22 protein-coding genes are annotated in these 22796 nt (G+C 60.1%); 10 read left to right on the top strand and 12 right to left on the bottom strand.

From position 1 onward, the window contains the following. Positions 1–158: 158 nt before the first annotated feature. Positions 159–1472 carry an FAD-dependent oxidoreductase gene (locus tag QXU72_04110; GenBank protein ID MEM0494443.1) on the bottom strand — a complete coding sequence of 438 codons (1314 nt, stop codon included), beginning with the start codon at positions 1470–1472 and terminating at the stop codon, positions 159–161. A 128-nt stretch (positions 1473–1600) separates the two neighbouring features. Between QXU72_04110 and QXU72_04105 the strand changes: the two genes are divergently transcribed. The 7 genes from QXU72_04105 (at position 1601) to QXU72_04075 (ending at position 5550) form a co-directional block, all read left to right on the top strand. After that, on the top strand, positions 1601–2470 hold the full coding sequence (locus QXU72_04105) for a 4Fe-4S binding protein (GenBank protein ID MEM0494442.1): 870 nt from the start codon (positions 1601–1603) through the stop codon (positions 2468–2470). Positions 2471–2532: 62 nt separating this feature from the next. Further along, positions 2533–3078 (top strand): stage II sporulation protein M, encoded by a 546-nt coding sequence (locus QXU72_04100; GenBank protein MEM0494441.1) that lies wholly within the window; start codon positions 2533–2535, stop codon positions 3076–3078. A 52-nt stretch (positions 3079–3130) separates the two neighbouring features. After that, positions 3131–3736, top strand: coding sequence for a hypothetical protein (locus tag QXU72_04095; protein MEM0494440.1), 606 nt, complete (start codon positions 3131–3133; stop codon positions 3734–3736). After that, on the top strand, positions 3736–4008 hold the full coding sequence (locus tag QXU72_04090) for a DUF211 domain-containing protein (GenBank protein MEM0494439.1): 273 nt from the start codon (positions 3736–3738) through the stop codon (positions 4006–4008). Before QXU72_04095 ends, QXU72_04090 begins: the two co-directional genes overlap by 1 nt. Before the next feature lie 201 nt (positions 4009–4209). After that, positions 4210–4824 carry an acetate--CoA ligase family protein gene (locus tag QXU72_04085; GenBank protein MEM0494438.1) on the top strand — a complete coding sequence of 205 codons (615 nt, stop codon included), beginning with the start codon at positions 4210–4212 and terminating at the stop codon, positions 4822–4824. Between the two features lie 25 nt (positions 4825–4849). After that, positions 4850–5134 (top strand): hypothetical protein, encoded by a 285-nt coding sequence (locus QXU72_04080; protein ID MEM0494437.1) that lies wholly within the window; start codon positions 4850–4852, stop codon positions 5132–5134. Between the two features lie 5 nt (positions 5135–5139). Next, complete coding sequence (locus tag QXU72_04075) at positions 5140–5550, top strand: hypothetical protein (GenBank protein ID MEM0494436.1); 411 nt, start codon at positions 5140–5142, stop codon at positions 5548–5550. 69 nt (positions 5551–5619) lie between these two features. Here the strand turns inward: QXU72_04075 and amrS are convergent, their stop codons facing one another. Then, the gene (amrS, locus tag QXU72_04070; GenBank protein MEM0494435.1) at positions 5620–6705 is read right to left on the bottom strand and encodes an AmmeMemoRadiSam system radical SAM enzyme; all 1086 of its coding nucleotides are present in this window, start codon (positions 6703–6705) and stop codon (positions 5620–5622) included. A 147-nt stretch (positions 6706–6852) separates the two neighbouring features. On the opposite strand from amrS, the gene QXU72_04065 reads away from it, so the two are divergent. Together QXU72_04065 and QXU72_04060 are read left to right on the top strand one after the other, a co-directional pair. Further along, entirely contained in the window at positions 6853–7101 is a 249-nt protein-coding gene (locus QXU72_04065; protein MEM0494434.1) for a CopG family transcriptional regulator, read from the top strand. Beyond that, entirely contained in the window at positions 7088–7492 is a 405-nt protein-coding gene (locus QXU72_04060) for a type II toxin-antitoxin system VapC family toxin (GenBank protein ID MEM0494433.1), read from the top strand. Before QXU72_04065 ends, QXU72_04060 begins: the two co-directional genes overlap by 14 nt. A 38-nt stretch (positions 7493–7530) precedes the next feature. Here the strand turns inward: QXU72_04060 and QXU72_04055 are convergent, their stop codons facing one another. From QXU72_04055 to QXU72_04010, 10 genes are all read right to left on the bottom strand, one after another. Beyond that, complete coding sequence (locus tag QXU72_04055; protein ID MEM0494432.1) at positions 7531–8625, bottom strand: ABC transporter ATP-binding protein; 1095 nt, start codon at positions 8623–8625, stop codon at positions 7531–7533. 4 nt (positions 8626–8629) lie between these two features. After that, positions 8630–10828 (bottom strand): iron ABC transporter permease, encoded by a 2199-nt coding sequence (locus tag QXU72_04050; protein ID MEM0494431.1) that lies wholly within the window; start codon positions 10826–10828, stop codon positions 8630–8632. A gap of 124 nt (positions 10829–10952) precedes the next feature. Next, positions 10953–12488 carry an ABC transporter substrate-binding protein gene (locus QXU72_04045; GenBank protein MEM0494430.1) on the bottom strand — a complete coding sequence of 512 codons (1536 nt, stop codon included), beginning with the start codon at positions 12486–12488 and terminating at the stop codon, positions 10953–10955. A gap of 91 nt (positions 12489–12579) precedes the next feature. Continuing rightward, the gene (locus QXU72_04040; GenBank protein MEM0494429.1) at positions 12580–13773 is read right to left on the bottom strand and encodes a hypothetical protein; all 1194 of its coding nucleotides are present in this window, start codon (positions 13771–13773) and stop codon (positions 12580–12582) included. 63 nt (positions 13774–13836) lie between these two features. Next, the gene (locus QXU72_04035; GenBank protein MEM0494428.1) at positions 13837–15927 is read right to left on the bottom strand and encodes a metallophosphoesterase; all 2091 of its coding nucleotides are present in this window, start codon (positions 15925–15927) and stop codon (positions 13837–13839) included. 47 nt (positions 15928–15974) lie between these two features. Next, the gene (locus QXU72_04030; protein ID MEM0494427.1) at positions 15975–17837 is read right to left on the bottom strand and encodes an ATP-dependent DNA helicase; all 1863 of its coding nucleotides are present in this window, start codon (positions 17835–17837) and stop codon (positions 15975–15977) included. 157 nt (positions 17838–17994) lie between these two features. Next, complete coding sequence (locus QXU72_04025) at positions 17995–18783, bottom strand: DUF973 family protein (protein MEM0494426.1); 789 nt, start codon at positions 18781–18783, stop codon at positions 17995–17997. Between the two features lie 119 nt (positions 18784–18902). Next, positions 18903–19715, bottom strand: a complete 813-nt coding sequence (locus tag QXU72_04020; GenBank protein ID MEM0494425.1) for a carbohydrate ABC transporter permease — start codon at positions 19713–19715, stop codon at positions 18903–18905. Between the two features lie 5 nt (positions 19716–19720). Beyond that, positions 19721–20590 carry a sugar ABC transporter permease gene (locus tag QXU72_04015; GenBank protein MEM0494424.1) on the bottom strand — a complete coding sequence of 290 codons (870 nt, stop codon included), beginning with the start codon at positions 20588–20590 and terminating at the stop codon, positions 19721–19723. Between the two features lie 51 nt (positions 20591–20641). Then, the gene (locus QXU72_04010) at positions 20642–21982 is read right to left on the bottom strand and encodes an ABC transporter substrate-binding protein (protein MEM0494423.1); all 1341 of its coding nucleotides are present in this window, start codon (positions 21980–21982) and stop codon (positions 20642–20644) included. Positions 21983–22117: 135 nt separating this feature from the next. On the opposite strand from QXU72_04010, the gene QXU72_04005 reads away from it, so the two are divergent. Next, entirely contained in the window at positions 22118–22780 is a 663-nt protein-coding gene (locus QXU72_04005; protein MEM0494422.1) for a DUF554 domain-containing protein, read from the top strand. Positions 22781–22796: the final 16 nt, after the last annotated feature.

Below are 22796 nucleotides of genomic sequence, written 5' to 3'. Positions count from 1 at the left end.
CGAAAAATCCTGGGAGGAGTCCTGATCACAACCGACTTCCGGCTGGCGGAGCTCAAGGTAGTCCAGGTTAAGCTGGTCCACCCCTCCTAGCGCGCACTGGCAGCTGCAGCCCGCCACCTTAGCCTGGCTGCGAGCTTCTTGCCGGCGCGGCCCGGCAGCTAAACGATCCTGGAGACAGTGCTCTTAACTTCCACGTAAACCCTATCCATGTTCCAGTAGTGCCAGGAGCCCCACCTGCCCACGCTCACCACGCCGGCTTCGCCGAGGAAGCGGGCGACCTCCTCTCGAGCACTGCGGTGACCCTTCAAGTACACGGGGTAACCGTACTCGTGGACCCAGACGCCCGCCACTTTCACATCCTCGCTGCCTGCTACACCCAGCTTCTCCAACCCCTCGAGTGTTCTCTCGAAGATTTCAGCTTCCTTAACTCTATCCTCCGGTCTCAGCGTGATCTCAGCCTGCAGGGTTGAGGAGCCCCTAGGCGCGTTCCACTCGCTGTAGTTGGAGATCCAAGCGTACCTGTGGAAAACCACGTCTCCTTGGGGGACGTAAACCCAGTGCTCGAGCGGCGCCGGCTTTCTCAGAGCGAGCCCCACTACGGCGACTCTGTTGTACCTGAGCTTCTCGGCTGCGCGGATAACGTCCTCAGGGGCCTTCAGCGCCGCGACCAGCTCGCGCAGCGGGATCGTGGAGAACACTCTCCTAGCCTCTACCGCGCGGTTCACCAGCCACTTCCCGCTATCTCTCCGCAGCTCGGATACCTTCTCGCCCCAGAGGAACACTACCCCCAGCGCTTCGGCACGCCTCCTCGCGGCGTCGTAGAGAGCCTGAATACCTCCCTTGGCGGGGTAGTAGAAGCGGGCCTGCTCGAGGTAGCCTCTCGTCTCGATCCCTGCGCCGCTCCTCACGACATCCCTCCAGTCGGGAAAGGGGAGCCTGCCGGGCGTGTACACCCAGTCTATGTCGATCTCGCTGGGGTCGTGCTTCCAGATCTTCCTGTTGTACGGCTCTAGGTACGCTTCCGCGATGGCTCTGCCGAAGAACATCCTGATCCACTCCTGAAGGCTCGCGGGCTCCCTCGCGCTAGCAGCGCGCTCAACTAGCGCTTCGACGAAGCTTACCAGCATCTCCGCCCTATCCCCCGGCGGCAGAGCGTGCAATCCGTTCTCGAAAGGGTAGGGGACCTTGACCCCTTTGTAGAGGACGTAAGACTTCCTCTCGTGCTGCACGTAGTTACCCTCCAGCAGGCTGAGGATCTCGCTGAGGGTCTCGGCGCTCTTCGAGAAAATCACGTGGCTCCCGCCGATGTCGAAAACGTGGCCGCACAGCTCCTCGCTCCTCAGCAGCCCGCCAGGCTTCCTATCCGCGTCCACGCAGACGACGCTCAAGGAGGGTGCTCTCGACTTTAGCTCTAGAGCTGCGAGGACCCCGGCCCACCCACACCCCAGAACCGCGACGTCAGCTGAGATCATGCAGCCCCGCTGGTCGGACGCGTTCCCTGGAATTAAACGCAGCGCTTGGAGCGCTTAACCCAGCGAAATCGGATTTCCTAACACCTCTTCGCGGTTAAGCTTATATGCTGTGCCTGTGAGCTGCCCGTATGCTAGCGCTAGCCTCCGCCGCGTCAGCCCTTGCGCTGGCGGCTCTCCACATTTTCACGGATGAGGGTTTCGCGGAGGAGTCCCGGTTCCAGGTGTGGCTCCACGCTTTCTACGCGAAGATAGAGCCGGGGGTCGTCTGGCTTATAGACAAGCTCCTCAAGAACAGGCTCCTCAGCGGGACTAGGCCGGGCCGCGCGATCCTCACCGCTATCGGCAAGGCTCTCTGGTTCCTCCCCCACGGCGTCGTTGTCGAGCATGAAGCAGCGTTGAGGCTGATCGACAGCCTCCCAGAGGACACGCACATCGCGATAGGCCCCTGCGTCTGCAAGCGGGGTATCGGTGTCAAGGAGGAGCCCTACTACACGGACATGGTGATCATGTACGGTGCCCGCGCCTACAAGGCGGCGCACCCCGAGGACTACAGGTTCATCTCTAAGGAGGAGGCGAAGAAGCTGCTGAGAGAGTTCCACGAGCGGAATCTCATCCACGAAGTGTTCGCGTGCTTCAAGGCGAAAAACTGGGCTTTCGTCATCTGCAACTGCGACGCGCGATACTGTATCCCGACGAGAAGCTACATCCTCACCGGGGAGGGAGTCTACCCAGGCCCCCTACTCGCGAGCATAGATGGCGAGAAGTGCGCCGGGCTCGAGAACTGCGGAGTGTGCGCGAAGCTCTGCTCTTTCAGCGCCGTGCAGCCCTCGCCGCAGGGCAAAGCATCCGTTGACCCTGCCAAGTGCATGGGCTGCGGTCTCTGCGTCGAGCGCTGCCCCAGAGGCGCCAGGAAGCTGGTGCCCCGCGAGAACTATAACCCGCGCTTCCTCCCCATCGAGCACACGCACCCGCTGCTCGCGCAGGTGAGAAAAGCCTAGCAGTCTCCAGGCGCGACGGCGGCTGGGGAAAAGTATTTTGTTCTGGAGCGCTTTAGAAGCCTATGAAGCTGCTAGCTAGGCTCCTCGCAGTTATGACGCTAGTCTTCTCCCTGGGTCTCGCGATCGGCTGGGCATCTGGCCCAGCTGTGCTCGACTTGAGAAGCTTCTTCGGCGAGCCCAGCAGGTGGCTACTCCAGGAGAGGTTCTTCCTCGCCATGGTGATCCTCTCGAACAACCTGCGGGTACTCTTCCTGATCGCAGTCTCGGGGCTCGTGGTAGCGGGGCCCGCACTCCTAATTTTCATCAACGGCGTCGTCATCGGAGCGGTGCTGGTTCAGGCGTCCGCGAGGCTCTCTCCAAGCCTTCTCGCCCTGTCGATCCTCCCCCACGGCGTGGTAGAGGTGCCCGCGTTCATCTACTCTTCTGCTGCCTCCACGGCTTTCGGGCTCGAGCTTTGGCGGAGAATCATGAAGAAGGAGGGGGACCTCGGCAGAGCCGCGGAAAGCTACCTCAAAGGGCTGCTGGTCTCCGCGCTGCTGATCGCTGTAGCAGCTTTCATCGAAGCACACGTCACTCTGCAGCTCGTCGAAGCGAGCCTGCCCCCCTGAGCCCCCGAGCGCGCAGCGTTTATATTTTGGGAGCGAGTGAATCCAGTAGTATATGAGAAGTGAGCAGGGGCTGCTCTCGAAGTTGAGTACTGTTTTATCGCTTATCCGCGCAACGGACTTCCCGAAGATCGCTAGAAGGTACTTCGCCATGAATTTCTTCGACGGGTTACTCACCATGCTCGGCTTCGTAGCCGGCTACTACCTGGCCGGCGGCAGGAACCCTGCGCTGATAGTCAGCGCTGGGCTCGCGGCAAGCGCAGCTATGGGGGTCTCCGGGTTCACGGGAGCTCTCCTCACCGAGTACGCGGAGAGGCAGAGAGAGATAGAAGAGCTCGAGAAAGCAATGCTGAGAGACCTCAGCTCAACGCTCCTCAGCCACGCCCAGAAAACTGCCGCTATAATCGCTGCGCTCATCGACGCCTCCGCTCCGGCGCTCGGGGCCCTCCTCGTAGCGTCACCTGTCACAGCCTCAGCTATTGGGCTTCTCGACTTCCACTTAGCGGTAGCTACCTCTATAGCTCTCGGCTTCACCGCGCTCCTCATGCTCGGCTTCTTCCTCAGCAGAATCGCTGGCGGGGCACCCCTCCGCTACGGGTTAGCTATGGTAGTGTCGGGGGCAGCAGTTCTGCTCACAGCCCTGCTCCTAGGTGGTACTTAGTGCCTAGCCGAGTAGTTAGAGTTGTGCTCGATGTCCTCAAGCCGCGAGAGCTACCCCTCCCGCGCCTGGCGGCAGGCATCTGCGAGCACTCAGGTGCCTCGCAGGTTACCGCGGATATCGTTGAAGTAGATTTGAAAACTGAGACTGTAAAGCTCACAGTAGAGGGGGAGGCCCTCGACCTCGACCTGCTCTACCGCACGCTAGAAGAGTACGGCTGCGCTGTCCGCAGCACGGATTCGATCACAGTAAAATATCTCCCGGAAGACCACTAGCCTCTACTTAGAGAACAGTCGAGTGCTGCGCACTGGGTAGGTTTTAGGATCCTGGCGAGACGCCGGGTTGCGGCTCTAGGTTTAGACGTTTGTTGAAGTCTGCAGCTGTTGTGCGGTTCTCGGCGGCTGAGGTTCCGGAGTGTCTTACAGGTTAACTTCATGGTATTTAGTCTTTTGACGAGGTTTTCAGCGAGGGCGAAGTTGGCTCCGAATCCTAAAGCTCTGCTCGCGACCGTTCGCGCTGAAGGTAGAGTGAAGCTCCTGGAGCACGAGGCACTGCTCTTCTGCGAGAGCTACGGCTTGCCTGTGCCGAGGTTCGGCGTCGCTCGGTCCAGCGCTGAGGCAGTGAGGATAGCTGAGAGGATCGGGTTCCCCGTCGTCTTGAAGGTGGTGAGCCCAGACATCCTCCACAAGTCAGATGTAGGGGGCGTGGTTCTAGGCGTTAGGACCCCCGAAGAAGTCGAGAAGAAGTACTCGGCCATAATCCGGAGCGTGGAGAGGAAGGCTCCCGGGGCGAGGGTGTACGGTGTACTAGTGCAGGAGATGGTAGGGAGAAGTTTAGAGGTTATTGTGGGAGCGGTCAGAGACCCTCAATTCGGGCCTGTAGTCATGGTGAGTGTGGGCGGGGTTTTCGTCGAGCTGCTGAGAGACGTGAGCTTCAGGGTGGCGCCGGTCACTCCGGTAGACGTCGAGGAGATGCTGAGGGATCTGAAGGGTTACAGGCTTTTCGAAGGCTACAGAGGGGAGCCGCCGAGGGATAAGAAGGCTCTAGTAGATATCGTGGTGCGTTTCCCAGTAAGCTTAGAGTTAAGTTAATCGGTTGCTCCACCTAAGCTTCCAGGTGAGCGCTTTCGGGCCTGACGTGGTTAGGCTTGCGCGCAAGCTCGCAGAAGGCTATAGAGCCTACTTCTCGATGGATTCCCTCAACTCTGAGGGCAGGAAGCTCTTCGAGGAGATGGCCAGGATGCTGGTGGAGGAGCACCCGGAGCTCAAGCAGCTGGTGACTAAAGCGCGGAGGAAGCCGACGCTGGATAACGTGAGGAAGGTCCTCGACAGGGTGCTGGGAGAGGAGCAGGTAGACGCGCTCATACACGCTGCCTCGCAGGGGCCGTACAGCTACGGGTGACCCTATTGACGGGGCCCGGCGAGGGGAAGCTCCCGGTTCCGGCCAGGGTGCTCGTGCACGCTGGATCCTCCTGGAAGCCGGTCAGCTGCTCTGTCTACGTGCACTTGAAGGGGTACTCCCAAGCCAAGGTGACCCACCTGGACGTCGAGGCGGATGAGCTCAACGAGCTTCTGCTGCCGCCGGGCGGGCACTGCTACGCTACAGCTTACACGGCGGGCGACCGGCTGGTGGTTTCGCTGCGGGAGGCGAGGAGAGTTAAGCTCCTGCTGGTAAGCCGAGAGCTCAGCGAAGCCCTCGGGCCTATGAAGAGCGCTGCCTATATAGGGGGCAAGTGGGGAGGGGTTTTCATCGGGTTACGTAGAGAGTACATCAGGAGGCTGGAGGAGTACGCGAAGAGAAAACTGCACCTAGAGTAGCAGTGCTCTCCAACCTCCCGTCCAGCGGGAGCGCTGACTTCATTTTAAGCGCGGGAAGGCATTGAAAAATCACAGGAGAGGCTCCCAGGCCGCTCTCTTCCCGAGCTTCACAGGACCTCTTACGGGAATTTCGCGGCCGCAGCGGGGACATTTCCCGTTGCTTAGCTTCGAGCTGAGGAGAAGCCAGCTGTAGCGCTTGAGGAGGAGCTCGCCGCACTCAGGGCAGTAAGTGTTCTCGTAGGGGTGGCCGGGCACGTTCCCCAAGTATGGGAAGAGGACGCCCTCCTTCTTCGCGAGCTCGTAGGCGCGCTCCAGCTTCTCGACGGGTGTCGGCGGCTCGCGGTACTTGTAGGCAGGGAAGTAGCGGGTGAAGTGGAGCGGCGTCTCGGGGCCGAGCTCCTTCAAGTGCCGCTCGATAGTCTCGCGGATGAGGTTTTCGCTATCTGTCGCACCGGTCACCACCAAGTAGACTACCTCTACGTGGATGCCTATGCGCTTCGCCTCTCTAGCGTTCCTCCAGACGACTTCCGCGAGCGCGCTGTTAAACCTCCTGTACTCCTCTACTCCGCCTTTTACGTCGACCTTTAAGCCGTCGAGCCCCGCTTCGCGCAGCTTCCTCAGCGCTTCGAGCGTCATGTAGCCGTTGCTCACGTACGTCGCGTACAGCCCTCTCTCGCGTGCAAGCTTGAAAACCTCGAGGCTGTACTCGAAGAGAAGCGTCGGCTCGTTAAAAGAGACGCACACCCCCTCGTCGCCTCGCCTCACCGCTAGCTCGACGAGCTCTGCAGGCTCTAAGCTCAACCCCTCTACTTCGCCCGGGAGGGTGCGGGAGAGGTGCCAGTTCTGGCACCAGGGGCAGCGGAAGTTGCACGACCACGTCGAGAAAGTTAGCGCCGTGGAGCCGGGCCAGAAGTGGAAGAAGGGCTTGATCTCGATAGGCCTCGACTCCACGGCGGAGAGGTTCCCGTAAGTTAGAGTGTACAGCGTCCCACCCCTGTTCACCCGAGTACCGCAGAAACCCGCTGACCCTTCGCTGATGGTGCAGCGCCGCTCGCAGAGGTTGCAGCGCACTAGCCCGCCGCGGAGCCTTTCGTAGAGGAGAGCCTCCCGGAGTTGCCCGCACCAGCGAGCGTCCGCACGCAAGTTTGCGGCCACAATTGCACCGGGTTTGAGGCAAGCTTTAACCGTAGTGCTGGTGGGGCTCGCGCCCCGGCGCAGTCCGGTAGATCGCCGCTGTCTACTTTTAAGTCTACCATCAACCCCTGGAATAACCTTAAATTTAGGTATACCGGTAAGGTTTACGTGAAGCGCTCGGCCACCCGGTCAGTCGTTGTGAGCGTGAAAGTGCCCAGAGAGCTGAAGGAGAAGATGGACGCGTACGCCAGCGTGGTCAACTGGGCTGAAGAGATTAGGGGCTGGATCGCCCGGAGAGTTGAAGAGCTCGAGAGAGCTAAAGCTGTAGAAGAAGCTCTAAAGATGCTGGATTCGGTCGCGCCAGCGCCCCGGGGGACTGCCAGGCTCCTTGTGAGGGAGGACCGTGATAGTCATTGACGCCTCAGCGCTGGTGAAGCTCCTGCTCAGGGAGGAGGGCTGGGAGGAGGTTGCAGAGCACGTGAGGGCTGGAGCCGTTTCGGTCGACTTGGTTGCAAAGGAGGCGGTGAACGCTGTCTGGAGGGCTTTGAGGCGCGGGCTTGTGACGCGAGAGGCTGCTGATTCGATGCTTGAGGCCCTGAGAGTGCTCCTGGGGAGAGCGGTGAAGCTCGAGAACGAAATGGCTTACCTCGAGCCGGCAATCGGGATTGCTTTCACCAGAGGGGTCACGGTGTACGACGCGCTCTACATCGCTTTAGCGAAAGCGAGAGGTTTAAGCCTGCTTACAGCAGACCGGGAGCAGGCGGGCGTGGCGGAAGCCGAGGGGGTCTCTACCCTGCTGCTTGAATAACAGTGGGAAAACAAGCGCTCGTGGGAAACTCAGAGTATTCAGGCGAACTCTTCCTCCTCCCAGCCTGTGAGCGGGAACACGTGAACGTCTGAGGGCCTGATGCCCAGCTTTACTCTCTGGCCTGGCGCGAGCTCCAGGGAGGGGTCCAGGAGGGCGGTGAGCTTCTGCTCCCCTACGCGGACGCGGACTTGGTTGAACATGCCGATAAACATCAGCACCTCCACCTCGCCTTCTAGAGAATTGCCGAAGTCACCACCTGCTGTAAAGTCCTCAGTTTTCATGATCGCTGCAACCTTGTCGCCGGCGCTGACCTTGTAGCCTGGCGCCAGAAAGCCTTCGAGCATCTGGCCGTCCACTCGGAGGCGGACTCTACCCTCAGTGACCTCCACCGCCGTGCCGACGAGGTACGTGCTTCTACCGATGAAAGTCGCGACGAAGAGGTTGCTGGGCTTCGAGTAGATCTCCCGAGGGGTGCCCACCTGGAGGACACGGCCCTTGTTCATCACCGCGATGCGGTCGGCGAGGCTCATCGCCTCCTCCTGGTCGTGAGTCACGTAAATTGCAGTGATCTTGAGGGTTGATTGAATCCTCTTTATCTCTCCCCTCATCTCCAGCCTGAGCTTCGCGTCGAGGTTGCTGAGAGGCTCGTCGAGGAGCAGGACTCTCGGCTCGACTACGAGAGCTCTGGCAAGCGCTACTCTCTGCTGCTGCCCACCGCTCAGCTGGAGCGGGTACCTGTCCTCGAGCCCCTCTAGGCGGACGAGGCGCAGCGCGTCCCTCACTCTGCGCTCAATCTCCTCGTCGGTGAGCTTCAGCTGGCGCTTCCGTATCTTCAACCCGTAGGCCACGTTCTCGAAGACGGTCATGTGGGGCCAGAGCGCGTAGTTCTGGAAAACCATCGCGGTGTTCCTCATGTAGGGTTTCACGAAAGTCACGTCCTGGTCCCCGAAGTACACTTTGCCCTCCTCGGGGACTTCGAAGCCTGCGACGACGCGGAGGAGAGTGGTCTTGCCGCAGCCGCTGGGGCCCAGGATCGTGAACAGCTCTCCGTCTTTCACCTCGAGCGTGACCCGGTCGAGCGCCCTGACGCTGCCGTAGATCTTGCTGACCCCGACGAGGCGGATCTCCACCATCTCCTCACACCCCTATGAACGCGTACCTCTGCTTCAGCACCCTCACCACTACCAGTATCGCTGCGAGCTGAATCAATATAAGCAGAACGCCCATCGCGGCCGCGATCTGGACGCCAATCGGGGAGCCTCCCTTGTACACGTTCATCATGTAGTAGGTCATGGGGGCCTGCGAGGGGTTGAAGTTCCCGATCGTGATGCTCGTACTCACTTCAGTCGCCATGTAGATGTAGCCGAGGACGGCGCCGCTGAAGATATAGGAGATGATGTAGGGGAGCACGACGCCGAACACTACCTTCGCCCTGGTGGCTCCGAGGTTGAGGGCGGCTTCCTCCAGCCCGACGTGCACTTGCTGGAAGCCCGCGTACACGGACCGCACGACGTAGGGGAGCTTCCTCACGCTGTAGGATATCACGAGGATCACCCACGCCTGGAAGGCCCCGATAGAGGTGGGGTCGAGGGGCGATCCCGAGAAGAACGTCGTGAAGAAGTAGTAGTAGCCAAGGGCGATCACGAGCCCAGGGATCGCGAGGGGGATTGTCGCCAGCGTGTCAAGCATGTTGGAGAGCCAGCTCACTCTGATCCTGCTGACGCCGTAGCCTATCATCACCGCCACTACGACTGCGAGCATGACGGAAAGAGTAGCGTAGATGAGAGTGTTCCGTATGAACATGAAGACGCCGGGATCCAGGAAAAGCTCCTCGAAGTACCTCGGCGTGAAAGCGTCGAAGCGGAGGTCGAAGCCCCTCGGAGGCATCACGTTGAACGCAAGCAGGAAAACCCCGATCTGGGGGAACGAGGTGAAGAGCACTAGCGGGAAGACAAGGAAGTAGACGACGAGCTTCCCAACCCTGCCGAGAGGCCTCTGCCTGGAGGCGAGGCGACCCCCCCTGCTGATCATCGCGTAGCTCCTCATCCCCACGTAGTTCCTTATCGCCAGGAAGCCCATCACTGCTACCGACAGCATGACTACGCCCAGCGCAGCCGCTTCAGGCGAGACTATACCCGTGTAGGTGATGAAGCCTCGGAAAATCTGCGCGCTCATAAGGTTCCACTCCTGGAATATCAGCGGGGCGCCCACGTCCTCGAGGCTGAAGATGTACACGATAATTGCCCCCGCGACTATGCCGGGCAGGGCTAGAGGGAAGGTGACTGTCCGGAAGAGCCTGAAGCCACGCGCTCCGAGATTCTCGGCCTGCTCCTCCGTGCTCGGATCCACGTTGAGGAACGCGCTGTAAGCGTTTAGGTAGACGATCGGGTAGAAGGAGATTATCTGCGCGACTGCGACGCCCACGAGCCCGTCGAGCCGGAACCTCCAGCCGAACAGCGCGCTGGTGAGCGCTGAGAGCGGGCCGTACTCGCTGAACAGGATCTTCACCACGTAGGAGTTCACGAAGGGGGTGACGAACAAGGGGACCAGGGAGAGGATCCTCAGCGCCTCCTTACCCGGAAACGAGTAGCGGGCCAGGATGAAAGCAACTGCGATGCCGAGCGTCGTCGCAGTAACAGTCACGATGAAGGAGAGGATTAGGCTGTTCACCAGGATGCCGTAGTTCACTCCTTTCACGATGTAGAGCGTTTCGTTCCCGACAGGTATGGCGAAGATAAACTGCTCCCCGGGCAGCAGCTCTAAGCGCACGTACTCCCTAGCGCTGAAGATGCGCTGAAAGTTGGAGTACCACGCTGCCCCCGCGGGGGCTCTGAACGCGTTAGCAAGGACGAGGAGGAGAGGCGTCACCAGGAACGCGATGAGGAAGAGGGAGCCGAAAACCAGGAAGAACCAGAGCAGGAGGTCTAGCTCGTAGAAAGTGCTTTTGAGCCTGCGGGCCAGCGGGACCGCCCCTCTCCTAGCCTCGCGAGCCTGCAGAAACCGCTTTACCCTCTCGGTGAGGTAGCCTGCCGCCGCTACAGTGAGCAGAGGCGTGAGCAGGAAGGCGGTGGCTCGGGGCAGCGAGGGGGTTCCGGTGGCGATTATGAAGAAGTTGTACATCAGCGTGAATATTGAGAGGAAGCTGAGACCGGAGCTAAACTTCACCCACCGGTAGTCGTAGCCGGCCGCGTACAGCCCTAAGCCTCCCGCGACGCACGCAAGCCAGAAGGCGGGATCCGCGCTCCTAGCGGCCCCGGGGTCTAGGTGCCAGAGCACCGTGTAGACTGCCGCGACCGCTAATCCGAAAAGCCAGACGTGGTGCTTTCCTACTTTCAAGCAGAGCTCCCGCAGTTGAAGGAGCCGTACCCGAGATATATCTATCACGCAGCAGAGCTCCGAAGCCTGGAGGGAAAAACAATACGGGTTTTACGGCCAGCTGAGAAGAAAACGGGAGCTTGACCTACGGCTTCGCTACCTGCTTGAAAAGCTCCTGAGCTTTTAAGTAGCGTGCCCTAGCCGCCTCTTTCCACTGGTTCATAAGGTTCTGGTAGATAGCAGGGTCTGTAGCCATGTACCTGCTTATCTTGACTGCGTAGTCCAGCGTGAAAGTCGTCTTCGCGCCCGTCAAGGGGTCAGTGAACGTGAGAGGCGCTGTGAGAGCATCTACCAGCATGTTAAACTGCTGCTGGGTGATCTTCCCATCGAGGTAGGCCTTGGCGATCTGCGCCCACACAGGCTGGAGGTCGTCGTGGGCGTCCACCAGCGTCGCCTTGAAGTAGTACATGACAGCAGTCACCCAGAGCGAGGACAGAGTCTCGTTGAAGGCGATCCCCGAAGCGGAGAAAAGCTCGTCGAGAGCTTTCTTGAGGTCGGGCCTCTTCGCCCCCTCCGGCGTCTCGAAAACCTTTGGGTTGATCGGCAGCCTGTTGATGTTGGGGTCTAGCCAGACGAGCTGCCCACCCATCTCGTTCAGCACCCAGGCGACGAAAACAGCCGCCTCGCGCGGGTGCCTCGCGCCTTTCAGCACAGCTATGGGGTCGGCGTTGACAATGCTCTCGCCGGCAGGGATGACGTAGAGGCAGGCGGGGTTCTGCTGCTGCGCCGTGTAGCCGTAGAAGTCGATAGTCGTCCCGACAGCCAAGTCGCCCCTAATTACAGCGTCCCGCACATCACTGCTCCCGCTGTAGATCTTCGAGTTTGCGGCTATCAGGGTGAGCGCTCTCCAACCCTTCTCCCAGCCGTACGCCTGCAGGATGATCTCGAACATCCTCAAGTTGCTCGTGCTCATCGTGGGATCCGCCACCCCGACGAGCTGGAGCGCCGGAAGGGTTCTCGCGTAGACGGGGCTACCCAGGTCAGCCCACTTAACCGGGGCTGGGAGGCTATACCTTGCAAGGATCTCCCGGTTCACTGTGAAGCCGAAACTGCTAACGCTAGCGCCAATCCAGCGAATCTTCCCGTCACTCCCGACCTTGAAGGTCGGGGCTCCAGCGAGGCTTGAGGGAATCTTCTTCAGCTCATCCAGGACCAGCTTAAACTCGGGGACTTTACTCTCGTCGATAGGCTCCAGGAGGCCCTGCTCGTCCAGGAGGTTGAAGAGCGTGGGCCCACCGCCCCACGCGACGTCGATACCCTGCCCTTTCGCCGCCGCGCTCTTAATGTACTCAGGCCACTGCTCCGCGTTGACGGGAAGGAACACGATATTCACGATGTTGTACTGCTTGGCTAAGCTGCTGCTCAGGAACAGCTTCCTCGTCGCATCCTGTATTGTCTGCTCGTGCCTAGTGATCACGTACAGCGTCACGCCTGCCGGCTGCTCCTGAGGTGGAGGCTGCGCGGGTGGGGGTTGTGAAGGTGGAGGCTGCTCATGTGGAGGCTGCTCAGGCGGCTGCGTGGCTGGAGGCTGCTGAGGCGGAGGCTGTTTCGGGAGAAGGAGCAGCGCTGCCGCGGCCACTACGAAGAGAATCAGTACAGCTAAAATCAACCGCCTATCCACTCCTCACCACCATGCTTCAGCACGTGCATGCTTAAAAAAGCCTATTGCGCGAGAAATAATGGAAGGAAAAAACCTTTTTAAAGCACGGCTCTTAGGCTTTCGCCTCACTGGTGCCGGCTGCCTTAGGCTTTCTGAGCAGGATGAGCGCCAGCGCTGCGATAATCAGGATAGCTTCGACGATGGAGAGCACCATCAGCGCGTTCACGGTGCCAGTCAGCGAGTCGAGCGAGGAGGAGAGGGAGCTCACCTTTCCGGATAAGCTGTCGAGCTTCGAGCTTAAGCCCTGAACATCGCTCTTCACTTTCTGGATTTCGCCCGCCTGGCTAGCTAGCCCGGTCTTAAGCTCGCTCACGCTGCTGGAGAGCTGAGCTAGCGCGGCCTGCTTGGGGACTTCGGTGACCACGTAGACCCACCAGCGGAACAGGTTCGTGACGAAGGTGGGGCCGTCCAGCTCAACACCGTAGTAGACTGAAGCCCACGCGGGCTCGTAGTCGCCGTAAAGGGACTCGCTGGCAACTACGATGAGCACGTTCTTGTCGGGCCAGTACTCGGCAGCGTACATGACGAAGTCGTGGTCGCCTGTCCCTTTACCGTACTTCATGAGGTCGTAGAGGTAGGGTGTGGGGGCGGTGTTGTCCGCAACGTAGCTTTTATGCGCCCACACAAGCCGCACAAGGCCGGGGAAAGTCTCCTTCACGGGATCGCGGTAGTTGCCGCGCTCGTCAACCCAGATCACGCAGCCTGGGCCGTGCATGAGTATTGGTAGAGTGATGTCGCGCTTTACAATGTCAGTGCGGAGAAGGGGGTGGCTGTCTGGCTCGACGAAGGTCAGCATCCTGTAGTAGGCTTTCGCCGTCATCTCGGGGTAGTCGCTGTACACGCCGACATGCTCTAGCCTCAGCTTGGTGCCGATCGCTGCGAGAAAATCGTTCAGCTGAGTAATCGTCTTACCTCCCGGCCCGTAGTCGCTGTCTCCGGCAACGTAGAGCACCTTGTTCCCCGTAGCTAGCCAGGCTTTGATAGCTTCGATCTCGTCGGGGGCGAAGGCGACTGTCGGCTGACCGAGCAGAAGGATGTCCACGCCCTTCAGGGTGGAGGCGTTGATCTTCCCCGTTATCACCTTCCATGTTACGAAAGTTATGTTACCCATGATGTAGTTCAGGTACTTGTTGCTCTCGCCATGGCCTAGGTCTACAGCCACGATGACAGGCTGCGCCGGCGCGTAAGTGGAAAAAGCGAGAACCGCGATCAGAGCTGCTGCTACTGCTAATTTCGCCGCTTTCATCGTGCTAACAGCTTAGGGGAAAATAAAAAAGTTATCTTTACTATCTTTCCCGGAGATTATCATCTACTTGTTAAGCTGTGCTTTCCTCCTGGCGCGCAGGCCCGCCACCACTAGTAGAACTATTGCTGCGAGAAGCAAGGCAGCAGCTGCAGCTATCAGCATCGGCTGCGCGGTGAAAGCTGGCTGGGGCGCGGGCTGCTCAGGCGCAGGCTGCTCTGGAGGCTGCGCAGGCGGCTGCTCCGGAGGCTGGGTAGGCAGAGGCTGCGCGGGTGGGGACGGTGGCTGCTCCGTTGCACGGAATATCACGAGCTCCTTCTCGACTTTGTTCCCAGCGAAGTCGACTGCGCTGAAGACTAGCTTTACCTCGCCGCTCCCCGCAGGTACCTTACCGGACACCCTGTAAGTGAAGCTACTAATGGGGTCCGCGAAAGTGCCTGGTGTATAGATTTGAGCTTCTAGTGGCGTTGCGGCTCCCCCGCTCACGAGGGTGGCTGTAAAGCGCGCGATACCCCAGCCGCTGTCCTCTACTTCAACTAGCGCCTGGAAGCTGGAGCCGGGCTGAGGCTGCTCTGGGATTAGCAGCACCTTCTTGACCGTGGGTGGCGAGGTGTCGGGCGCGTTGCTCAGCGCGACTACAAGCCGCCCACCGGGCGGGAGCTTGATCCTCACTGCAAGGTAGAGCTCGCCGCCGAGGCTCAGGGTGTCGAGCACCGAGAACTCAGCGCCACCAGCGCTCTCGATGATTTTAGCCGAGAATTCCCCGCTCCACGGGAGGCACCACACGGCCACGTTCTCTAGGTTGAGGTAGTCCAGCCTGTTCTCTAGGGTGAGGACGTACGCGTGAGGCCATTGGTAGAGCGCGGAGGGCGTGAACACCTGGTTCGATACACCCAGGTTGTTAGGTGGCGGGTAGGTGCCGACCGGGATGGAGTTCTGGGCAAGCCTCCTAGTGTCGTTAGCAAACCCGATGAACGTGTTGGTTTTAACCGGGAAGTTTATCGAGCCGCTTTTGAGGTCAATCTCGTAGAAGCCTAAGCCGTCGTAGATCGCGGAGCCCATGCCGAGCGTCGTCGCGGTCAGGAAGTAGGTTGTCCTGCCGGTGCGGGTGCTCGTGTACTTGACGTAGAGGTCGCGGTGCACGTGACCCGAGAATACCGCGAAGACACCGTTCTCCTCGACTATCCTTAGAAAGTAGCGTGTAGCTTCCATGTTGCCGCTCCAAGATGAGTAAAGCGGCGAGCCGGGGCTCTGGGGGCTGTACGGGTAGATCACTCTCTCATCGTCATGCGTTGTCTTCAGCTCGCCCTGGTAGTAGAAGACAGGGTGGTGCATCATAATTACCTTGTAGGGTACGCTGGCATGCTGCTTGAGCACTTCCTCCGCCCACCGCAGCTGCTCCAGCGGCGCGTAGCCCTGCTCGTACGTGTATAATCCGATTATCAGCAGCTTGTCACCGATCAGCCTGTACCAGGTGGGGCTACCGTAGTGCTTGCTCCACGAGTCGCTTGGCGTGTCGTGGTTGCCCGGGATAGCGAAGATCGGGTAGCTGTAGAGGAAAGCTCTCTCGTAGGCGACTGCCCAGCGGTAGTACCGCTCGTTCACGGTGTCCGCCAAGTCTCCCGTATCTACGATGAAGTCGGGTGCGAGCAGGGAGGCTACCACGTAGCCGGCAAAGCGGTTCGTATCTCCTGTGAGTATGTCCGGCTGTCCTGCGCCGTAGTGCTGGTCAGTCACGTGGACGATCCTGAAGCTCGTCTTCGAGGGGTCGAGAACCCAGACGCTCCTCGGGAGCTCGATGCGAGCCTGCCCTACGACGACAAGGTCGTAGAGACCTGGCCGGACGCCCGACGGTAGAGAGGCGGAAACCTTCCCGGCGGAGTAGCTCAGGGTCAGCGTGTAGTTTAAGAGCACCAGCCTACCTCCGTCAAACACCACGCTGTAGATGTAGCCGCCCTTCAGGGGGCCTGGGTCGGTGGAGAGGGAGAAGGAGAAGGAGCCTCCTGGCGTTACCACTGCAGGCTTGCCTATGCTTATGTCGCTCGAAGCCGTTTGAGAAGCTAGAGCGGGTACCCCCGGCAGTGGAGGCTGCGCGAGCGGTAGGTTAGCAGGTAGCAGAACCACTAAGAAAACGAGTAGAAGTGCAGCTTTCCTCATCGGGAGTGCAGAGGGTGCTGGCTGAAAAATAGCTATCGGTCAGAGCCTCAAGGCGGGGGGCGAGGCAGCCTTACCTCCAGCCACGGGAGCCTCACGGAGCCTAGATCCCTGTAGCTCGCCTCCTTGGCGAGCTCGCGCACGTAGTCTGGGAGAAGCTGCGAGTAGGTCTTGTACCTGCTATCGCCTAGAACCAGGACAGCCTGGTCGTACGGGCTGCGGAGCGCTCTCCCGAGGGCTTGAGCGGCTTTCCGCAGCGCGGGGTACACGTAGGCGTAAAGCCTCCCCCTATCCTCTCCGTAGAGCTCCTCGTAGTACTCGACGTAGAGCTTAGTCTTCGTGGTCGGCTTCTCGAAGGGGATGCCCGCGAGGAAAACGCACATGAGCTCCTCCCCAGGGTAGTCCGAGCCTTCGGCGAAGCGGCCCCCCATCGGGGCGACGAGGAGCCCCCGGCCCTCCGCGGCAAGCGACTTGAACTTCCTCAAGACGGAGTCGGCTTCGTCACCGCTCATGTCCCGCCTTTCTGCGAAAACCTCGTAGCCGAGCTCCTCGGCTCTCTCGCGCAGGCCCGCCTCGAAAAGCCTAGCCTGAACCCGGTAGCTGGCTGTGAACACCGCGGTGTTCCTCCGAACCCTGCCGAGCAGCCTGGCGACGGCCTCCACGTACTTGCTGGCCATCTCGTCGCTCAACTCCTCTCCTCTCGTAGACAAGTCCCTCACGACGTAGACGGACGCGTTAGCCTCGTCGTACGGGCTGGGAACGCTGATCGCGTGGTAGTTGTCGACACCGACGGTCTCCGCGAAGGCGTCGAGTGGCGAGAGAGTGCCGGACATGAAGATAACTCTCCGGAAAGACCTCCACACGCCCCGCAGGATCTCCGCAGCTCTCATGTCGAGAATCTCGAGGTGGAGCCTGCCCTCCAGCTTCTCGGCGATCAACGCGACTCCGCGCACACCCCTCGCGGAGAGCGCTCTGCTCATGAACTCCGCGAAGTGGTGGAGGCTCGACTGGGGCCTGCGCCCCTGCTTGTACCTCAGCTCCCGAACTGCCTCCCCGACCCTCAGCGCCCGCTCGAGCAGCTCAGGGTAGTTGTCGGGGAGCAGCTGCTCAGGCTCGAACGTCGCCGACTCCTCCTCACCCAGCCTGCCGAAGAGCTCTTCAACCGCGCCCCGAACGTGCTCGACGAGCTCCGCAACCTCCTCTTCGCCCATCTGCCTCGCCTCGCTCACCGCCCTTCCTAGAGTCCCCTCGGTGATCACGTCGCCGCCAAGGTCGAGGTGCTGGAGGTTGTGCGCCTCATCCACTACGAGAATTGAGTCGCGAAAGGGGAAAACCGACTTGATGCTCCAGCTCAACTCCTCGCTGACCACGTAGTTGTAGCTCAAAGAGACTACGTCCGCGAACCTCAGCAAGCTCCTCTGGAGGAAGTAGGGACAGACCCCGAGCTTCTCAGCCTCAGTGAGCACGTCCACGAACGTCAGGGCGCCCCGGCGCCTGAAGCGCTCCAAGTCGACACCCTCGCTGAGCTTCCTGTAGAACGGGCACCTCGCCCTCTCCCTGCTGCAGATGTACGAGACCTCCGAGTAGTCTAGCTTCTCCCCGAACCTCCGGGCGAGGAGGCACATGTCCCGCTTGCCCCGGAAGCTGATCGCGAACAGCTTCACGCCGACTCTCTCGCGGAAAACTTTCAGCTCCTCCATCGGCCTGTCGGTCTCGCTCCCCGTCCTCACAGCCCACACTACCCTGTACCCCTTCTCCAGGTAGGGGAGGAGTGCGTGTATCACGACGGGAGTCTTCCCGAAGCCCGTGGGGGCCTCCAGGATCACGTTCCGCCTCCTAAGCTCCCTGCTGATCTCCTTCGAGACCTCGAGTTGGTGCTTCCGGGGCGTGTAGGGAAAGCTTGACGAAGACACTTTTCCTACAAGCTGGCCGGGGCTGAAAAACGTATTGCGAATCCCGCGGCGCCTGCTTTTAGCCACCCGCAGGGCCTGAGGCCGGGGGTGCATAGAGGCGCATAGCTCGGGCGCGGTCGCTGCTCCACTGGGAAAAACTACTTTCCAGGCATCTCTACTAGGGAGAGGTTGGAAGGGTTGGTGGCGGCGGGGGTGGCGGGGGCTGGAGAGCTTTCTCCGCAGAATCCCTCGTGAGGTACCAGGCTGCGAGCTCCAGAGCAGTGCTCACACTAACCGAGATGAAGAGCAAGGGCACGCTAACCGAGAGCAGAGAAGCTGCGACGCCAGCGATGTGAAGCACTGCAGCTGTCTTGAAGCCGCCGATACCCGTCTCCGATGAGAGCTCGAAGAGCAGGATGAGGAGCCCTATCCAGCCGATGAAGCTCATTATCGCGGCGATAAGGGCGAGAGCAGCTCCGCCCAGCACCCAGCCCAGGAGCGCGAGGAGCCTTCCCTCCCCGGGGACGAAGCCCCTCGTAATCTGCGGGGCAAGGGTGGCGAGCGCTACCCCTACGATGATCAGAGCCAGGATCCCGAAGGCTAGAGCGCCCCAGTAGCCGTACTTGACCAGCTTGCTTGGCGTGCTGAGCCTGCTCCTCCAATTCGCTAGGCGTGAGGCCGAGGGGATGAGCTTCGCGAAAATAGCTATAAAGCCGAGCACGGCAGCGACTATCAGGAGAATTGCCGCTAAGGCGAGCAGGACTAAGCCCGGCGCCAGCTTCTCGATGACAGCGGGCCAAGAAGGAAAGCCGTTCCGCGGCGCGAAGTGGAGTGAGGTGAAGAGAGGTAGCAGCGACAGCAGGAAGAGCAGCGAGCCCGCGAAGCTCAGAGCGTACGCGATTATCTGAAGAGTTGCAGCGCTACGCAGAAGTTTCATTCCCTCAACGTAGTTGGATTCGAGCGCCATTGACCGGGCTGTGCAGAAGAACCATTTATCCGTTTTTCCAGCGCGTCGAGAAGCTCAGCAGCCATGGTGCCGGCTGCACTCCCCCCTGGGAAGAGCAGGGATCCTAGCCTGGTCCCGGTCTACGCTTTGATCGCACCTGCAAGGTAGCCGCGTATGAGGTACTTCCCTAGAAGGAAGTAGAACACCATCACGGGGAACGCGTATAGGAAGGTTCCTGCCATCTGTGTGTTCCACTCGGCGGCTGTGGTTCCGAGGAGGTTTGCGAGGACTACGCTAGCGGGCTGGTTGGCGCCTTTCGTCAGGATGAGGCCGAAGAGGAAGTCGTTCCAGATGCTCGTGAACTGGAACACGGCGGTTACGACGAAAGCTGGCCAGGAGAGAGGCAGAACCACTCTGAAGTAGATCGTCGTCTCCTCCGCGCCGTCGACCCGCGCTGAGTCGATCAGGCTTTGGGGGAGCTCGTCGAGGAAGCTTCGGAAGAAGAGGCTGCAGATCGGTATCCCGTAGATCGTGTGGACAAGCGTCATCCCTAGCAGCGAGTTGTACAGGCCCACCCTGCTGGTCACCATGAGCAGCGGTATAGCGATGGCGTGGTAGGGGAGGAAGATGCCGAAGCTCAGCAGCAGGAAGACGATATCGGAGTGCTTGAAGCGAATCTTCGACAGCACGTACCCGTTGAGCGACCCGATGAGCGTGGAGAGAAGCGTGGCGGACACCGTGAAGACTAGGCTGTTGAATAAGCCCTGGCTCATCGCTTCGAGGGCTCTGGCGAAGGGCAGGAGCGTAGGCCTTGAAGGCGGAACTATGGGGACCGTCATCCTCGCTTCAAGGTCATCCTTGAGCGCTGTGGTGATCACCGACCAGAAGGGCAGCAGCCAGAGCAGCGCGAGAACCGCGAGGACCGCGCCGGCCAGAACTCGAGCCAGCTTCACGCGCATCACCTCCTTCTCGTAGAGGTCACGAGGTAAGGTGCCACCACGGCGACCACGATGAGTAGGAGTATTGTTGCCAGGGCCGCGCCGTAGGGGAAGTCCGTCTCGAAGAAAGCTCTCCGGTACATTAGCAGAGCTAGCACGTACGTCGACACTCCTGGGCCGCCGTTGGTCAGAACGTAGATGAAGTCGAAAGCCTTGAGGGCGAAGACCATCAGGACGACGAAAGCTGAGAGGATCCACGGCTTCAGCTGCGGGATGATGACGTGCGAGTATACCTGTATCGTCGACGCCCCGTCGACGGTAGCTGCTTCAAGCTGCTCGACAGGCACGGACTTTATCCCCGCCAGGAACACTAGGGCTGTGTAGCCGGAGAACTGCCACATGAGCGCGAGGATCACGCTGTACATAGCTATCTCCGGGTCGCCCAGCCAGTTCACGCGCAGCCCTCCCAGCAGCGCGGAGAGCAGCGTGTTCGCGACGCCGAACGTGTAGTTGTACATCCAGGCCCACATAGCGCCTGTGACCACGAAAGAGAGGGAGAAGGGTAGGAGGAAGATCATGCGGAAAAACGTCTCGAGCTTGCCGCCGACAGTGCTCATCAAGATCGCCAGTAAAAGACCTAGGCCTATGCTCCCCGGTATGAAGAGTAGAATGAGGAGCGCGTTGTTCCTAAGCGAGACGAAGAACACAGGGTCGCTGACAGCTTTCGCGTACTGCTGGAAGCCGGCAAACTCGTAGACGATGAGCAGCCCCCTGCTCTGGGCGAACGACAGCACAACGTTCCAGCCGATAAGGCAGTAGATGAAGAAGAACGCTACAGCCACAAACAACGCCAGAAGGAAGTATAGCACATGCTTACCCTCAAGCCTCATGCAACCACCCCACACGAGAGAAAAAACTTGTTTTTAAACCAGCATCCAGCTTTAACCTCCCGTCAGCCTCCAGGTCTTCGTGTAGTCGGCTTTAGCAGCGTTTATCGCGTCAATGATCGCCCTGCAGGCCTTAGTCACGTCCCTGGTGGTTGCGAAGTCGGAAGCTATATCGTTGAAGGCGCTCGCGAACTTCTCAGGAGCTCCGCTGCCGTGAACGATGCTCGGGGCCATGTACTTCGCAGTCCTGAAGTCCTCGATAGCTTTCCTCTGGTAGGGCCCGTACTTCGTGATGTCCGCATCCACCCTCGCGGGGATAGAGCCCTTAATCGGGTTGAAAGCGTCCTGCCCTTCTCTGGACCCGACGACCTTCAGCCACTTGATAGCGTTCTCCGGGTGCTTAGCGCCCTTCGGCAGCTGGAAGGAGTCGGAGACTATCATGTAGATGCCCTCTGTGCCGGGTGAGGGTATCGCGCCGTAGTCGACGTTGAAGACCTTGCCGGCAACGTAGAACTCGCCGTTCGCCCAGTCGCCCATGATCGTGAAGGCGGCCTCACCCCTGATCACCTTGGCGACTGCCTGGTCCCACGTCAGCGAGGCGTAATCAGGGTTAACGTACTCCATGTACCTCCTCATGATCTCAAAGGACCTAACCAGGCGCGGGTCGTTCGGGTCCGCCAGCTTGCCGTTGATGAGGTCCTGGTAGAAGTCGATACCCTGGCTCAGGAATATCTGCTCGATCGTGTGCGCAATCTCCCACTTGCCGATGCCGCCCATCGCGATCGGGTACCTTAAGCCGGCTGCGCGGAGCTTCTCGCAAGCGGCGAAGAAGCCGTCCCAAGTCTTCAACGTGTTCGGGTCGATCCCATACTGGTCGAGAATCCTCTTGTTGTACCAGAGCACGTTCGCCCTGTGGATGTTCACAGGTACAGCGTAGTAGTGGCCGTTCCAGTAGGCCATGTCCCTGATCACGGGCGGGAAGACTTGCTCCCAGCCCTCGCTCTTCCACAGGTCGTCAATCGGCTCCAGGTAGCCGGCGTCGATATAGGGTTTCATCTCGTAGCCGAGGTGCATCTGGAAAGCGTCGGGAGCCTCACCCGCCGCGACCATCGCCTTCATGACAGCTTTCATAACGTAGCCGGCGCCGCCCGCCACGGGGCTCTGAATCACACCCACGTCGGGGTACTTCTCCTGGAACACTTTGACTAGCGCGTCGATCGCAGCCTTCTCGCCGCCGGAAGTCCACCAGTGGTAGATCTCGAGCAGGTTGGCTTTAGGCTTGACAGCCGCAGCCGCACCAAGGTAGTAAGCCACGAGGCCTACTACCAGAGCAGTTACTACGACGGCGATTGCGAGAATGAGGGGGGTTGAAATGCGTGGTTTCGCGCTCCCCATCGACCGCGTATGCGGGGAACCTATATATAAACATGCCTGTATGAATACTTTAAAAGGCATCATTTTCAAAGATGCTTATTTTCTCCGCTTCGCGACGGTTAGTATATGTGAAGCCTTTGCAGGAGGTGGGCCGCCATGCTCGGGACGCTGGTTAATACGGCTGCTGTGCTTCTCGGCTCGTCTCTAGGCCTCGCTCTGCGGGCTAAAGTCCCTGAGCGGGCGCTCGGGCTCGTGAAAGACGCGATAGGGCTATTCACGCTCGGGCTCGGCGCGGGCATGGCTCTGGAGAAAGCTAACCCGATCGTGCTGGTTGCTTCGCTGCTGCTGGGAACGCTCGCGGGCCACGCGGCGAGGCTTGAGGGCAGGATAGAGTCTCTCGCGTCCCGGTTCTCGCAGCGCAGCTCCTCCTTCTCGGAAGGGCTGATGACCGCTTTCCTAACTTTCTGCGTCGGGCCGATGACTGTTGTCGGCTCGCTGAGGGATGGGATGGGTGACCCGACAATCCTGCTAACCAAGTCGGTGATGGATGGGGTGGTTTCTGTAGCGTACGCTGCGTCCCTGGGCTGGGGTGTGATGGCGAGTGCTTTACCTCTCCTCGGCTTTCAAGGCTCGCTCGCCCTGCTGGGGTGGGCTGCGAGAGCATCGCTACCGCAGTCCTCGGTTAGTGCGCTTACAGCTGTGGGCGGGATCCTCCTGCTGGGTGTTGGTGTAAACCTGCTGAACTTGCGGAAGGTTAGAGTGGGGGACATGCTCCCCTCGCTCATCTTCGCCCCGCTGCTGTCCCTAGCACTGGCATAGAAGAGACTTAAGCCTG

It is taken from the genome of Thermofilum sp. (assembly GCA_038741495.1).
Taxonomy (GTDB): Archaea; Thermoproteota; Thermoprotei; order Thermofilales; family Thermofilaceae; genus Thermofilum.
The sequence above is the reverse complement of the archived record's forward strand: the minus strand, read 5'-3'. Positions and strand labels throughout refer to the sequence as shown.